Genomic DNA, 14567 nt, shown 5'->3' on the forward strand with positions numbered 1-14567 from the left:
CCGCGAAGCATTCAAAAAGAGCCTGTTTACGAGATACCACCGGAGAGCCCAAAGCGATTTAATCAACCTTTAAACACTTTCTATAACTACACAGAGCGATGTTTAGTTGATACCTCAATCGCATCGATCAACCGTCCAGAGTTGATTGAAAAAGACATACCCGTCGTAAATCTGAAAATAGTGTCTACCGAATCGAAGGCAACCGATTATGGCAAACTGGCATTTTTAGCGTTGCCAGCGAGTACGACCAGTTCTAACCTTGGGATTATCAGTACCAACACCACTTCTACGCTAGGGCAATGGAGTATCACAGGTGAGGCACTCAGCAGCTTTGCCCGCGTCGGTGGCGGTTTAGTTGCTGCTTTGTGGCCTTCTCAGCTTGGCGATGGAACGATAGATGGCAACTCTGAGCTTGCCACGGGTGACACAGTTACGATGCGTGTTCGCTTCAATATGTACACCGATAAAAATGGCAAGCAACAAATCGTTGGTATCAAAACGGGTGAAGGAAGCGCATACGGTGATCGTGTGGCGAAACGTGAGGCTGTGCAGCAAGGTCAACACTTTATTGCTGAGTTGGATAACGGTATCACTATTACGTGGACACCTGACGGCTCAACGGATGTACTCACACCTGATACCGTCTTCCCTGAGAATGACCAACTGGATGTTCACAATATCTGGGTTCGCCCAATTGAAGAGCATGAACAAGAAATTGGCACGGTTCTCTACCCTGAGGACGATCTAGTCGAATATATTGTGACTTTCCCTGCGGATGCGGGGTTGTCTCCACTTTACCTAGTATTCCAAAAAACGGCGCGTGATGAATCTGGGGTTGTAACTGGTACAGGTAAAGACGTTGAGTGGGTCGATGGTTATTGGCTTGGGGAAGCTGCGAATGCCGGTCAAGGGCAGTATATTCCAACAAAAATTGCGGATGCGCTAAGAGGAAAAGAGTTTAATAGGTTTGCTGATTTACAAACTGCTATATGGAAAGAGGTATCCAATTATCCTGATTTATTGGAACAGTTTTCTAAAACTAATCAAAACGAGATCCTAAAAGGAAATGCACCATTTGTCATACCAAAACATAAATGGGGAAAACTTGACCGCTATGCACTACACCATAAGAAGGAGATTCAACATGGCGGAGAGGTTTATAATATTGACAACCTAGGTGTAGTAACGCCACGACTACACTGGGGCGAAATACATAGAAAGGGAGATAAATAGTTGAAAAGTAAGTTGATTGATTATGCTGAAAGAGAGTTTCTTCAACTCATTCAGAACACTCATAATGGAGTTGCAACGGATCAAGAAGTTGAAGAGCTAGTTAGTTTTTTAGACACTACTGAGCATCCTGAAGGTTCTGCGTTGTTAACTCACCCTAAAATGGTTGGGATAGAGGATACTCCAGAGGCAATGATTGCTGAGTTAAAACGTTGGTATACCCAAAAAGGGCAACAATGCTTCAAAGACCAACATAGATGACAGAGAAGATTCACCAGAAGCAGTGATTGAAGAATTGAAACGTTGGTACAAAGAACAAGGAAGGCCGTGTTTTAACGACTCAATTGGAGGGCGCAAGTCTTTTGAATTGCATCATAAAGAAGAAATACAACATGGTGGTAAAGTTTATCATGTTGATAATATAGGAGTTGTTACACCAAGGCACCATATTGATATCCATAAGGGGCTCAAATGAGTAAAAATACAATAGTAGATTACACCGAAGTTGAATTTTTAGATTTATTGAAGAAAATAACTAAAGCTGACGCGCCAAGTGAGAAAGCTCTTGATGAGCTAGTTGACCATTTTGAAGTGATCACTCAGCATCCTGATGGTTCAGACCTGATTTATTACCCTGAGAACCCGGAAGATGGAACACCAGAGAATATTGTTAGAATTGTCAAAGAATGGCGTTTGTCGCAGGGCTTACCTTGCTTTAAGAGTTAAGTCGTTTTTTAACAGATAACATATACCTTCAAATTGGCGCTCGATGGCAACTCTTAGCTTGCTAAGAGTGACACCACTACGATGCGTGCCCGTTTCAATATGTACAGCGATAAAAATGGCAAGCAACAAATCGTTGGTATAAAAACGGGAGAAGGAAGCGCATACGGTGATCGTGTGGCGAAACGTGAGGCTGTGCAGCAAGGTCAACACTTTATTGCTGAGTTGGATAACGGTATCACTATTACGTGGACACCTGACGGCTCAACGGATGTACTCACACCTGATACCGTCTTCCCTGAGAATGACCAACTGGATGTTCACAATATCTGGGTTCGCCCAATTGAAGAGCATGAACAAGAAATTGGCACGGTTCTCTACCCTGAGGACGATTTAGCCGAATATATTGTGACCTTCCCTGCGGATGCGCGGATGCCTCCTCTGTATTTAGTTTTCAATAAACCTAAGGTAAAGCCATTGGAATTAGGAACTTACGGTGATCTAGCGCCTAGAAGTAAAAAAGATGGTATGGATATTGACCATATTCCATCTCAGGCTGCTTTAAGAAGAGCAACAGACAGTGCATTGCAGGGGCAAGCTCTTACTAAAGAGGAAGAACGTACGTTAATTAATACTGCTGCAATTGCTATACCTCAGGAGGTTCATCGAAAGTGTAGTGAAACATACGGTGGTAGAAATCAGGCAGATAAGCAGAAAATTGATGCAATGGATATAAAGTCGGCGGTTGACTCTAATTTTGACGCTATTAAAGAGTGTTTGAACAATGAAGGCTATAGTGATGAAGATATAGAAAAGGCCAGAACTCAAATACATGAAATTAATATTAAAAATGGTTGGCATAAAATGAGTGCGTACAAAAAATTTCTCGGAAAAAAATACAATGAATTACTCAAACAGGCGAACTTTTTAGCTTTGATTAGTGGTAATTTTCCAGAAGTATTGAACTCTAATAGTGATGCATTTTACATATGTGTTCGCTCATCTGGTATCGAGTTTAGGTTTGATCGCCAAACTTATGAGCTAACTACTGTTGTTGTGACTAACTCAGCTTTTTATGAGGATGAGCTTTATTTGGTAGCAAACCGTTTTCAGGTAAGAAATGTTCTTGGTTTACCGTCAAATGAACGGCCTGAGAAAAATATCCCTGTTCTTGGGAGAGTCGGCGCAATGGATGAGTATACAGATGAGAGAGGGGTTTCTACACAAGTAGTGTATAGAGTAGGGTCTGATGATATTGAAAGGGTACATTATCAAAAAAGGAGTATATGCCCGTAATCATTGAACTATCTGAATATATTGAAGAAGAGTTACTATGAGTTGGTATGAGATTATTGCAATTATTTTAGGTATGACTTTTGGTGGATATTTAGTTCTTTGGTCTATCCCTGGTGTAATTATGCTCTCTATGGTTTCATTAGGTGATATTGAAAAAATTGTATTTATTGATAAGCAGTTAGCCAAGGATTTAGATAAATATTACGACGAACAAGGATATATGAAATGGAACTATCAAATGTCCTACGCAATTGGCACTCGATTGATGGGTTACTGGCTTGCTTACCCATTTATCAGACACAGAGTGACCACTAAATCTAAAAAATTCAGACTGTTTATGTGGGTTAATTGTATTGGCATATGGATCTTCTTTATCACTCCATGCTTTACTCTATTGGTGAAATGGCTGGAGAATATAGGTTAATCATTCACTGAAGCTGCATATGGATTTACAAAATGTCATATAGAAAGAAGTCGCCAATAGTCCAGAGTTATTTGAGCAATTTGATAAACGGAATAAAAGCCAAATAACTATAGGAAAAACCCCCATTTCAGCACGTCAATTTCATAAGGGCGCTCGAAAACGTTATGAAATACATCATGTAGAAAAATTCAACATGGTGGAGAAGTTATAACATTGACAATTTAAGAATAAATACAGTCAAAATCCATATAAGGATTTACTTAAATGAAAAATAGTTTACAGGAATACACCGAATCAGAATTCTTAGCTCTTCTAGTTAAATCAGAAGACATTGATTTCGGAGACAAAGAATTGGAAGAGCTTGTTGGTTTTTTTAACGAAAAAATAGATCATCCAAATGGAAGTGAGCTAATCACACATCCAACTATGTTAGGAATAGAAGATTCATCAGAGGCAATTATTGGAGAGTTAAAACGTTGGTTCAAAGAACAAGGAAAGCCGTGTTTTAAAGACTCAATGTAATGATTCGAAAGGGGGGGGGGAAGGAGAACCGTGGCGGTTCACAGGGAAACAGACGAAGGATGCAGAACCTTCACGAAAGGTAGAAAAGTAATGAAAGTTTTAGTTGAAGCGTTTGACAAAAAAAGTGAGCTTTTGATATCGGAAATCAAAGTGCAAAGTTCATATGTTGATCAGGTCTCAAAAGTACTAGATTTAAGTGACGATGATCTCCGGTTTCTATTAGTTGGTGCTGGTGGATTTGATATCTCGATCGATCAAGTTAAGGCAATTGAGACAATAATTGGTGAATCGCCACTGATTTCCTAGACGCCTTTTAGTTAGATAAACTAGCTAAAAAAGAGGTGTCCATGAGCCATAAACGTTACCCTGAACAATTCAAAATCGAAGCAGTGAAACAAGTCACTGTTGCCGGCCATTCTGTTGCTGATGTTGCTCAGCGTTTAGGTACCACCACACACAGTCTTTACGCCTGGATTAAGCGCTATGGTCCTGACGCTGAGGAACACCTTCAGCAGTCTGCTGAGTCCGCAGAAATTCGACGATTACAAAAAGAGCTTAAGCGTGTTACTGAAGAACGTGACCTGTTAAAAAAAGCCGCGGCGTACTTCGCAAGCCACCCCGAGTAAGATACGCCTTTATCCAAGAACATCATCACGGTCACTCTGTGCGACATCTGTGTCAGTTGTTTGATGTTCATCCGAGCGGGTATTACGCGTGGAGGAGCTGCGCAAAGTCGAAGAGACAACGTGACAATGAACGACTTACAGGCCAACTCAAACAATGTTGGCTTGAGTCTGGTGGCGTCTATGGATACCGCAAACTCCATCGAGATCTGCGTGATCTTGGCGAGCAATGCGGTATTAATCGTGTGCATCGCCTGATGCAGCGAGCAGGACTGCGAGCGCAAGTTGGCTATCGAAAACCGAGAGCTCCTAGTGGTGAACAACACGTTGTTACGCCAAATCGTTTAGAACGGCAATTCGATCCATTAGCGCCCAACATGGCTTGGGTAACGGATATTACGTACATCAAAACGCATGAAGGCTGGCTCTATCTTGGCGCTGTAATGGACTTGTTCTCACGACGAATAATTGGTTGGTCAATGGGCAGTCGTATCACCAAAGAGCTTGCGTTAGATGCTTTACTAATGGCGGTATGGCGTCGTAAACCTGCTGGCAAAGTATTGGTTCATTCAGATCAAGGCAGCCAATACACGAGCCATGATTGGAGTGAGTTTCTAAGCGCTCATGGTTTGGAGGGTAGCATGAGCCGTCGAGGCAACTGCCATGATAACGCAGTAGCAGAGAGTTTCTTTCAACTGCTGAAACGTGAACGAATTAAGCGAAAAATCTATGCGACCAGAGACGACGCAAAGATGGATGTGTTTAATTATATAGATATGTTTTACAACCCGAAACGACAGCATAGTTCCAATGATGGGCTATCACCGTTAGAGTATGAACGTCAGTATTTTAATGAGGCTAAAAGTCGTCTACAGAAGTAGTGGCGATTCAATAGGTGCACATACAGCATGTCTATTTTGGATAGTTCGGATAGCTCAGTAGAGCAACTGGACAAAACGGTCCCCACGCTGGAAAACATAGATCTTCTGATGTCATTAAAGCATCAAAAAGCGAGAGAAATCGCTACTGTTATTGCTAGTAAGATTGAGAAAAGTCTTGAACCGTTTCATCTATAGTCATTGCAGGTGCTAGGCGACCCAAATGCAACTCTAAATAGAGTTGCATTTTTTGTTTAAGTGTCGGTTCTCTCGTAAGTAATGCTATTTGGCGTTAAGTCCCTTACTTTACCTAGACGTACTTAGTTCATTCAATTTTCGGGCTATTTAATCTTGAAATCGAGACTAACTACACATACATGGGTGACAACTTGCAAAAATACAAAGTGATTGAGCTATCGTATTAAATGAGTATATTAACCCCCGAAACTTTCCCATTGGAGCTAACATCAATGTCTTTAAGCGCTCGAGAAGCCGCTAAGCTGTTTAATAGTAATAGGTTATCTGCACTTGCGGATGGAGACCTATCATTTGTTGAACGTGTAGGCTCTGACTTTTTGGGAGGCGATGTCAGTCAGATGGATATTCTTTCCATTTATGAGAACGTTTATTGTCGACTGAGCAAAGAGTATCGTTCTGAGTACTACTTCAAGAACATTATCGCAAAGAGGAGGTTGCTTGGTAAACACTCACTTAATACAGCTACTATGTTGTCGGAGTTTAGGGTTGGAAAAAGCAAAGCCGACTGTGTAATTGTTAATGGAAAAACAACATGCTACGAGATAAAAACTGAGTACGATAATCTAAGTCGATTAGATGAACAGTTGAACGACTACCTCAAGTTATTTGATGAAGTTTTTGTTGTATGCTCCGGCAAAAACTTAAGTAATGTTCTGGCCAATACCGATGAGCGAGTAGGGGTGCTTGAGCTTACCCAAAAAAGTTTCTTAAGTGAGAAACGTCCTGCAACTCCAAGAGAAAAGCCAATAGACATAGATGTGCTTATTAAATCTCTACGCAAAGAAGAGTACATAGAGCTGGTGAGAAAAACAGTAGGAGAAACACCTAATGTTCCTAACAGCCGATTGATGAGTACCTGCACTTCCTTGTTAAAAACTATAGATTCGTCAAACATTGCAACTTGTTTCATTGAAGTGTTGAAGGAAAAGCGTTTAAATGATGCTAATTTAATCAATGCGTTACCTGATTATTTGATTAATGCAGCTATCAGTTATCAATTTTCAAGTGTTCAAGCTGAGGCTCTAAAGCAAATATTTGGTGCTAACAAGGAGCTTATATGTACTTACCCTACCTCAGAGGAAAACAATTTGAATTGATAGCTGTTCGAGAACTTGCTCAGATTGTATCGAGCAATGTTTTTAAACCTATCATTGAGCCAGTTAGAGATAACCTAACCCCTCTTTTCAGAACGCTAGAACAACTAGATAAAGCAGAGATCACACCAATCATAGTGATCAACCCAACGGTTGGAGATTTAACAGAATCATCTTCTAGCTTGCTTCAAGAGTTAAGTGGAAAAAATTACCTTCCTTGTATTGTTGTTAGAAATGGTGACATTGAGCAAGCTCGTAAACTTATTCGTCTTGTTACTGGAAAGTTTGTTGTGCAGATTTGTGATGGCATTGATCATGACGCACTTGAACTGGCTAGAGATGCTGAACTAACGATTGTTGATGAGGGCGATGCGCTTGTTGCGACAGCCGCGTTAGAAAAAGTTGTTTTGCTTCGAGATTCATTCAAGAAACAGAAGCGAAATGCTGACTATGGTAAAGAATCTTCTTTTCCCTCTCCTCACAAGGCTCTTAAGTTTTCTCCTCCTCATAATGTGATTGGCTTTAGTGACTATACGGTCATAGGAAGTGAATATTCTGAATCAGGTGGCCCTGCGTATGTTGTCACTATCCATTTGTCATATATTGACTACGATCGATTTGATAGCATATTTGTGAGACATTACTCGTCTGAAGACGATGGTACTCCTACTAACCCTGCTGGTAAGTTCATCGAAGCTTTAAATAAGTTAATAGCGGATTATGAAGGTGGGATTTTTTATGAATCATCTGCTATTGAAGAGTATAAAAAGCTACATGCCAATGAGCACTTTCCGGGGCTAGGTCAGGTTAAAAAGCTCTCCATTAAACATCATGTAGAAACTGTTTGCACTTACCTTGAAGGTGAATAACGTGCAGCGTTATTGTTGTTCCGAGTGTTTTAGTGACGTCGCAGTAAAAGAACTTATTGTGAGAGAAGCTCAGTTCGGAGATTGCTACTTTTGCAATGCCGAACAAGTTTCAGTCATTCAACCCAATATGTTAAACGGGTTATTTGAATTGGCATTAAGCTGTGTCCATGAAGCAGATACGGGAGCACACTTATCTAAAGTTTATTGTGATGAGCTTAAGATAGTATCAGAGCGAGTTAACAAACCAATTGAGTTGCTAGACTCAATATTGGGTGAGAGTTTAACTGCTAAAAGCTATGAACTCGTTGAATCTCTTTTGGAGTATAAAGAGCAGTGGGGAGAATTTAAAAAACATCTGATCAACGAGAATCGTTTTTTCCCTAAGAGTTCACTTTACGGTCAGATTTTTACTAGTGGGGAAAATCATCCTTCCCCTGAAGCTCTTGCGTTTTTGAATGCAGTAGATTCTCTATCACGAGATAAGCACAAAGGCTCAGAGTTTTACAGAGCTCGTATATCTGGAACACCTTTGTCTGCAGATGATATGGGATCCCCTCCTAAAGAACTTGCAACGGCAGGTCGTGCCAACCCTGTTGGGATTCCTTACTTGTATCTATCGGAAGATGAAGCAACTTGTTTTCGTGAGATTAGGCCGAGTAATGGGGCGACAATTTATTTATCAAAAGTAATAGCTAAAAGTGACTTAAAGTTAATAGACCTCACTAACCCTAAGCACCGAGTAGCTCTACTGAAATTCGAAGAAAGTGAAATTAACTCTGTCCTGAAGTGCCTCCACCTACTTGAAGAGTTTGCGATGGAGCTTTCTGTACCTGTATTGCCAGAAAAATCCCATTTAGACTATATCCCCACGCAGTTTATTTGTGAGTTTTTGAGAACTATCAAAGTCTATGATGGTTTGATTTTTAATAGTTCATATGGGGATGGAAAAAATATTGTTCTTTTTTCTGATGAGAAGGTATATATAGCTAATCCAACTGTAAAAACAGTTTGTTCAGTAGATGTTAAGGTCAAATAGGCATTTCATTAGTAAACACTATAATTGATGATTTTCAATGATCTAAAATAGTTGTTATTGAATGTCGTGTCTTATTTTAAAATTATGCATCTATAGGAGTTTTATAGATATGAAAGTGTACTTGTCAAATAGTCTTGATATAGGTGAATATAATGGTTTTCATTTGCTTCAAGATCATATTGGTACGAGCTTTACCGTTCCTTGGAATGACTATGATTTTATTGTTAAATTTAATCTTTATTATGTTGGTGCTGGACAAAAGTATAAAATAGGCACACTCAGGTTTTTAATAGATGGCGAGATGAATACACGTGAAGCTTTACTATCTCGAAGTGAGGAAGGAGGGGGTGATATAATTGATATTACTTCCACTCTTGATAGTATTTCCGGTGTGTCAATTGGTATTAAAATTGACTATTATAAAAAGCTAAGAACTAGCTTAGGCGGACATCGTGGTAGAATAGAATATATTTTAAATAAGTTAAAAGATGCAAGCTTTAATTATCAAAATATAGACAAATATTCTTTGTTTGAAGGATATGAATCGACAATAATGAGAGAAGGTCCTACGGTACAAAGCATATTGCACAAGGGGTATTCGATAGCTGTTGGTACCTATTCTAGAAAGGATAGAGTCTGTTTTTCTATTAAGTCCAATGATTATAATATCGAGCCAGTCGAATTTGACTTCAATAACTCAAAAGATATTGGTAGAACTAATATTAATTTGATTATTGGTGAAAATGGCTCAGGGAAAACACAAGTTTTAAGCACACTGTCGGACCTAGTATCTGGTTTGAAGGATAGTAATGAACAGCTTCCATTTTTTCACAAGCTAATTGTTTCGGCGTACTCTCCTTTCGAGAATTTTTTAACAAGAAATGAATTGTTGGATAAAATCGATGAAAGTAAAGGTGTAGCAGAAAACGACGATGATGATTATACTGAGCGTCGTAATCTTTCTGTTAATAAATACTCATATATAGGATTCAAAAATAACGAAGGGATCTTTGACCTTAACTGGCCAAAACATGTAAGTATAAGTTCCATTATTAATATAATGGAGTTAGACTGGGATGATTATTGGCTAAATGATAGAAAAAGTCGATTTAAGATACTTCTAGAAACATTGTCTCTTTCTATTAATTTTGATGATATTGCTGTTAAATGCCATGACAAAGAGAATGAATATTATTTCAAGTTTAAAGAAGAAAATGCTCTAGGGTATCGTTCGCATGAGAAGTTTTTTTTAAGAGAAGAGGGTCTAATATTTCTAAAAGATGATGAACCTTTAAACCTTAGTTCCGGGCAAGAAATATTTTCTTATATGATTCCGGCGATTGTTGCAGAAATTGAAGAAGAAAGTCTTCTTATACTTGATGAGCCTGAATTATACCTTCATCCAACTTTAGAAGTGGGTATAATTAATATGCTAAAGAGCCTTCTTACCCGTACAAAGTCTTACGCTGTGATTGCAACACACTCTTCTTTATTAGCTCGTGAAGTATCAAAAGACGGTATTGCTATACTTAGGAGAAAACCTAAAGGTAATACAACCTTCTCACGCCCTAACATGCAAACGTATGGTGAAACTCTAGAGGTTATTATTGGAGAGGCATTTGATGATTATTACTATCCTAAACCATTCCAGAATGAAATAGACAAGTTAAAGTCAAATAGTAATGTCGATGATTTTCTTTCTAAATACTCTAAATACTTAGGTGATGAGGCAATAGTTTATGCTTTATCTAGTAAGTCAGATGATGAAGAAATTGAGATTAGAGGTCGTTAATGAAGTATTTAGCGTATCTAAGGAAAAATAATGGAAATCAGATTCTTTCTTTAGTGCTTAATGAGTCTAAAAAGGACGGAATAGAAGAAGTAAAAAAGGTAAAGGATAGAATTACTATAGCTTATGATAATTATAATGGATTTATATCTAGAGGGCGTATTGAGCCAGAAAAGCTTACTTTAAAGAAAGAAAAGAAATTTCTAGTTAACTTTTATAGTCCGACACCTGTTTGTATTTCTAATTATCTTGACAAAAGAAGACATCATCATGGTTTACTAGAGTGTCCCTTTTGTGGATATCCATTCTCACCAGATACTTTAGATCATTTTCTACCTAAGAATGATTGGCCAGAATTTTCAATACTTCTCAATAATCTAGTGCCTCAATGTAGAAATTGTGCTCCCATAAAAGGTGATGACTATTATTGTAAGGATAACAAGGACGCAATGTTTTTGCATCCTATGTATTATAAATCTTTATCAGAAGTTAACTTTGTTATTGATGTTGAGTTTGATGATTCTAGTAATATGTTCGATTTTGATATCTATATTACTTTACCTGAAAATCTTCGTAAAAATAAATACATATGCTCAAGAATATCATCTCACTTTAAAGCCTTGAAAATTAAGTCAAGAGTTGTTTCCTATTGTCATTCTGAGGTCAAGCATTGGGAAAATCTACTCAGAAGTAAGTATTTCGATCTTAATAAATCTCTTGAGGCTACAATTAATGAGAGGGTTGCTTCAGATATACATAAGAACTGGAAGACAGCTTTATATATTGGCATTAAATCGAATGATAAAGCAATGGAGTATTTGCATAGTCTCCGCCCTGAAGTAAAAACCACTACTAGTTTCCCCAAAAAATCATTGGTTAGAATGGATATCTAGATCGTATATTGATTTTATTTTTTTGGGGTTGATTAGATATATATGGCTGTAAAATTATGGTCTTATAATTGCTGGTTGTAAAATGAGGACGGTGGTTAATAGTTCAATAATGTATGTTGAGGATAATTACTTCTTGGAGTATGTACAGCATACTCCAAGACCGTCGACAGGAAGTTTTTAGGTGTAGTTCTTTATAGAACTGGCGTGAGACGAGCTGATTTTTTCGATTATAGGAGCAAGTAATTTGGTATTATACTGTTTTCCATATAAATCGAGAGACAGGGAATTATGCTCATGTCCTACAAGTGCTTCTATAATCTCTTTTGGTGTTTGTAACTGTTTAAGCTCGTTAATGAATGTATGTCTAAATGAATGAGCATCATATCCCTTACCAAGCCCAATTTTTGCTCTTCTCCTAGCAAACCATTTAGAGACATTATGTGAATAGTAGCCATTAACAAGAGGAAGCTCTTCAAACAACTTTTTATTACGACAAGAGACAACAAAGTTTAAAAAGCCCTTGTTAATCAGATCGCTATGAATCGGAACTGTACGGTTTGAAGACGAGTTCTTTGTACTTTTATCTTCACCATTATCTCTGATAAGTATGCATGGAACATCATCTACAATAGCAATATCACTACTGGATAGCTGGCATAGTTCATTTAGACGAGCTCCTGTATACCTCAGCAATAGGGGGATCCAGTAGTAATAAGGATGCACATACTTGTGCTTGGTGTAATCCTCCATGCTAAATACTCGTTTAAGGTGTTCGTCTTCCAAAGCGTAACGTTGATCTTCATGGCTAGGTGGAAAAGTAGGCAACTTATAAAAAGCATTTTCGGTCACGTAACCATGTACTTTGGCCCAGTTCATAAAAGTTGAAAACTTTTCAATACTGCCTTTAATCGTTCTATTTGAAATGGCCGGTTTTGGGATAGATAAGGCCATATTTTTATGAATGATCTCGTAGCCTTTAAGTGAGCGAAATTCATCATATTTATTCGCGTTTTTTGGGAAGTAGGCCAGAGCATCCCTTACTTGCTCAGCAGATACTCTATCAATTTCTTCTAAATCAGTGAAGCCAATAAGGTCTAAGATGCGTGAAACAATCTTATGATCTTGGTCTATCATCTTCTTTTTGGTCTTACCGAATGCTAGTCGTGACTTTCTATATAAGTCATTTATCTCATAGCTAGTCTTATCTTTACGCTTTTTTGCACTTTTGGGTTTTGGCGGAGTTAGATCGGGTATTTTGGGTGCCTCTTGGCGGTTTCTAGCCTCAATATCTAAACTTTTCACAACATCTTCCAAGTTATTTCAATGATGAAATGGATACTAATCTGCGTTTTAGGCAGGTTCAAATTCGTGTGAAATTGCTTTTGAGGCTGTTTCTGGGCACTAATGTACATACAGATGAGATAAACCTTCTCTGATACTAATACCCCGATATAGCAGGGTATTTCTAGTAGCTTAGGGAGCGTCTATCTTTACACACCTCAATTGAACTATTTTTTACAAGCAGCAGAGTCTTAAAATTCCTTTAATCTAGTTTAAATAATGTGAATTAAGTCTAATTCTTAACCTTTGATGTTCAAGCGATGATAGGGGAGGACCTTGTTTAAAGCTGAAACATCTAGTGCATTTATTGCTTGGGCAAGTATTTCGATGTTGTAACCCTTACCATAGCGATCATAGGTAATATTATTGAGAGAGTGCCCTAGTAGAGAGGATGCAACTTTATGGTCGACAAGTGCGTTCTTAAGCTCTGTCGCTACTGTATGCCTAAAGGAGTGAAAGTCATGCCCTCTTTCAAATCCAAGCTGTGTCTTGAACCGCCCATACCATTTAGAAGGGGCTGAGCCATACCCATCTCTTCCCAGCCGGAGTTCTGAAAAAAGTCTCCCATTGTTTCTTTCTTTTACAAATTCGAGAAAGCCTAAATTAATCAGACGATTATGTATTGGGACTAGCCGTTTACTTTCTGCATTTTTTAGCTTCTGGTCTTGTTTGTCTGCAGCAATGGAAATACACCATATGTCGTTGATACGCACGATATCATCTGCATATAGCTGACATAGCTCGTTAAGCCGAGCACCAGTGAGTTTTGCTAGTAAAGGCAGCCAATAATAGTGAGGGTGTAAAGGTTGAGTTTCCGTGAATATACAGTGCTCAAAAACTGTCTTTAGTTGAGTCAATGAGTAAGCACTCTTTGCTTCAGAGTCTTTATTCGTCTTTCTAAACTTGATTCCTTTAAAAGGGTTAATGTCTGTGAACTCATTCGCTAAGCACCACTCGAAAAATGATGACGCTTTCTGAATGTAATCTTTGACACTTTCGTTACTTAAAGTTGGCTTTCCCTATACGTTTGTTAATATTGATTGCTTCGCGAGCTGTTAGCCCTCGGAACTCACGGTGCTTTCGGACATTTGTAGGGTAGAGTCTTAAAGCCTGTTTAACAGCCTCAGCTTCAGCTCTTCGTATGCTTTTCAAATTCGATTTATTTATGAGACTTAAAATCGTGGTGCACTGAGCCTTTAGGCTATCTGCGGTTTTTAGGGAGACGTGGTCTAGCTTATATAGGTAAAACTTTTCGAGTATTGAAAATGGGCATGTATCGGGCTTTGTCGCTTTCTTTTCTATGGCTGGTGACTTTGACACTGACCAAAGTTCATTCCGTGAGAGCTGGCCCATCACTTTCTTTCTAATGGATAGCTCTAACTCAAGGGCTAAAAGCTTAGCTTCGTGCTTACAAGATGTCTTAAGCGATCTTTTTATTTCAGATCTGTTTTCAAATAGAGGACGTTGTTGGCGAGGAAGCTGATATCGGAAATACCAGTTACCTGATTTTGATAAGGTCAAATATCGCATGTTTAGTACCAATTTTTAGTACAAACAGCTCAGATATTGATTGTTAAAATACAAAAAGGGC

At 38.5% G+C, this 14567-nt stretch carries 16 protein-coding genes and 2 pseudogenes; 15 read left to right on the plus strand and 3 right to left on the minus strand.

The features are described 5' to 3' along the window. The 15 genes and pseudogenes from ACQEXP_RS14500 to ACQEXP_RS14570 form a co-directional block, all read left to right on the plus strand. A partial coding sequence (locus ACQEXP_RS14500) for an S-type pyocin domain-containing protein (RefSeq protein ID WP_426970622.1) occupies window positions 1-1233 on the plus strand: 1233 nt, incomplete at its 5' end. Continuing rightward, a complete protein-coding gene (locus ACQEXP_RS14505) occupies window positions 1234-1491 on the plus strand; it encodes a bacteriocin immunity protein (RefSeq protein WP_426970624.1) in 258 nt (85 codons plus the stop codon). A 22-nt stretch (window positions 1492-1513) separates the two neighbouring features. Beyond that, window positions 1514-1705, plus strand: coding sequence for a hypothetical protein (locus ACQEXP_RS14510; RefSeq protein ID WP_426970625.1), 192 nt, complete (start codon window positions 1514-1516; stop codon window positions 1703-1705). Then, window positions 1702-1956 (plus strand): bacteriocin immunity protein, encoded by a 255-nt coding sequence (locus tag ACQEXP_RS14515; RefSeq protein ID WP_426970627.1) that lies wholly within the window; start codon window positions 1702-1704, stop codon window positions 1954-1956. The genes ACQEXP_RS14510 and ACQEXP_RS14515 overlap by 4 nt, the downstream gene beginning before the upstream one ends. Window positions 1957-2016: 60 nt before the next feature. Further along, window positions 2017-2415 (plus strand): annotated as a pseudogene (locus tag ACQEXP_RS14520) (S-type pyocin domain-containing protein); the annotation flags it as partial. 871 nt (window positions 2416-3286) lie between these two features. Further along, window positions 3287-3673 (plus strand): hypothetical protein, encoded by a 387-nt coding sequence (locus tag ACQEXP_RS14525; RefSeq protein ID WP_426970629.1) that lies wholly within the window; start codon window positions 3287-3289, stop codon window positions 3671-3673. A 55-nt stretch (window positions 3674-3728) separates the two neighbouring features. Further along, window positions 3729-3884: pseudogene (locus tag ACQEXP_RS14530) on the plus strand (hypothetical protein); the annotation flags it as partial. A 53-nt stretch (window positions 3885-3937) separates the two neighbouring features. Then, window positions 3938-4195: a bacteriocin immunity protein gene (locus ACQEXP_RS14535; RefSeq protein WP_269378432.1), complete on the plus strand. Its 258-nt coding sequence runs from the start codon at window positions 3938-3940 to the stop codon at window positions 4193-4195. A 90-nt stretch (window positions 4196-4285) separates the two neighbouring features. Beyond that, entirely contained in the window at window positions 4286-4501 is a 216-nt protein-coding gene (locus ACQEXP_RS14540) for a DUF7683 domain-containing protein (RefSeq protein ID WP_426970631.1), read from the plus strand. 41 nt (window positions 4502-4542) lie between these two features. Continuing rightward, window positions 4543-5699 (plus strand): IS3 family transposase gene (locus tag ACQEXP_RS14545; RefSeq protein WP_426970633.1). Its coding sequence is split into 2 segments (ribosomal slippage): window positions 4543-4780 and window positions 4780-5699, totalling 1158 coding nucleotides; the frame shifts between segments, so codons are not numbered across the junction. Between the two features lie 467 nt (window positions 5700-6166). Further along, complete coding sequence (locus tag ACQEXP_RS14550) at window positions 6167-7051, plus strand: sce7726 family protein (RefSeq protein WP_426970635.1); 885 nt, start codon at window positions 6167-6169, stop codon at window positions 7049-7051. Further along, entirely contained in the window at window positions 7012-7917 is a 906-nt protein-coding gene (locus ACQEXP_RS14555; RefSeq protein WP_426970637.1) for a sce7725 family protein, read from the plus strand. The genes ACQEXP_RS14550 and ACQEXP_RS14555 overlap by 40 nt, the downstream gene beginning before the upstream one ends. A 58-nt stretch (window positions 7918-7975) precedes the next feature. Next, window positions 7976-8953 carry an RES family NAD+ phosphorylase gene (locus ACQEXP_RS14560; RefSeq protein ID WP_426970638.1) on the plus strand — a complete coding sequence of 326 codons (978 nt, stop codon included), beginning with the start codon at window positions 7976-7978 and terminating at the stop codon, window positions 8951-8953. A gap of 109 nt (window positions 8954-9062) precedes the next feature. Beyond that, on the plus strand, window positions 9063-10745 hold the full coding sequence (locus ACQEXP_RS14565; RefSeq protein ID WP_426970640.1) for an AAA family ATPase: 1683 nt from the start codon (window positions 9063-9065) through the stop codon (window positions 10743-10745). Beyond that, window positions 10745-11635, plus strand: coding sequence for a hypothetical protein (locus ACQEXP_RS14570; RefSeq protein ID WP_426970642.1), 891 nt, complete (start codon window positions 10745-10747; stop codon window positions 11633-11635). The genes ACQEXP_RS14565 and ACQEXP_RS14570 overlap by 1 nt, the downstream gene beginning before the upstream one ends. Before the next feature lie 177 nt (window positions 11636-11812). On the opposite strand, the gene ACQEXP_RS14575 is transcribed toward ACQEXP_RS14570, so the two are convergent. From ACQEXP_RS14575 to ACQEXP_RS14585, 3 genes are all read right to left on the minus strand, one after another. Continuing rightward, the gene (locus ACQEXP_RS14575; protein WP_426970643.1) at window positions 11813-12937 is read right to left on the minus strand and encodes a site-specific integrase; all 1125 of its coding nucleotides are present in this window, start codon (window positions 12935-12937) and stop codon (window positions 11813-11815) included. 278 nt (window positions 12938-13215) lie between these two features. Further along, window positions 13216-13833 (minus strand): site-specific integrase, encoded by a 618-nt coding sequence (locus ACQEXP_RS14580; protein WP_426970645.1) that lies wholly within the window; start codon window positions 13831-13833, stop codon window positions 13216-13218. 142 nt (window positions 13834-13975) lie between these two features. Next, window positions 13976-14506, minus strand: a complete 531-nt coding sequence (locus ACQEXP_RS14585; RefSeq protein ID WP_426970647.1) for a DUF6538 domain-containing protein — start codon at window positions 14504-14506, stop codon at window positions 13976-13978. Window positions 14507-14567: the final 61 nt, after the last annotated feature.

It is taken from the genome of Vibrio sp. TRT 1302 (assembly GCF_050113875.1).
Lineage (GTDB): Bacteria > Pseudomonadota > Gammaproteobacteria > Enterobacterales > Vibrionaceae > Vibrio.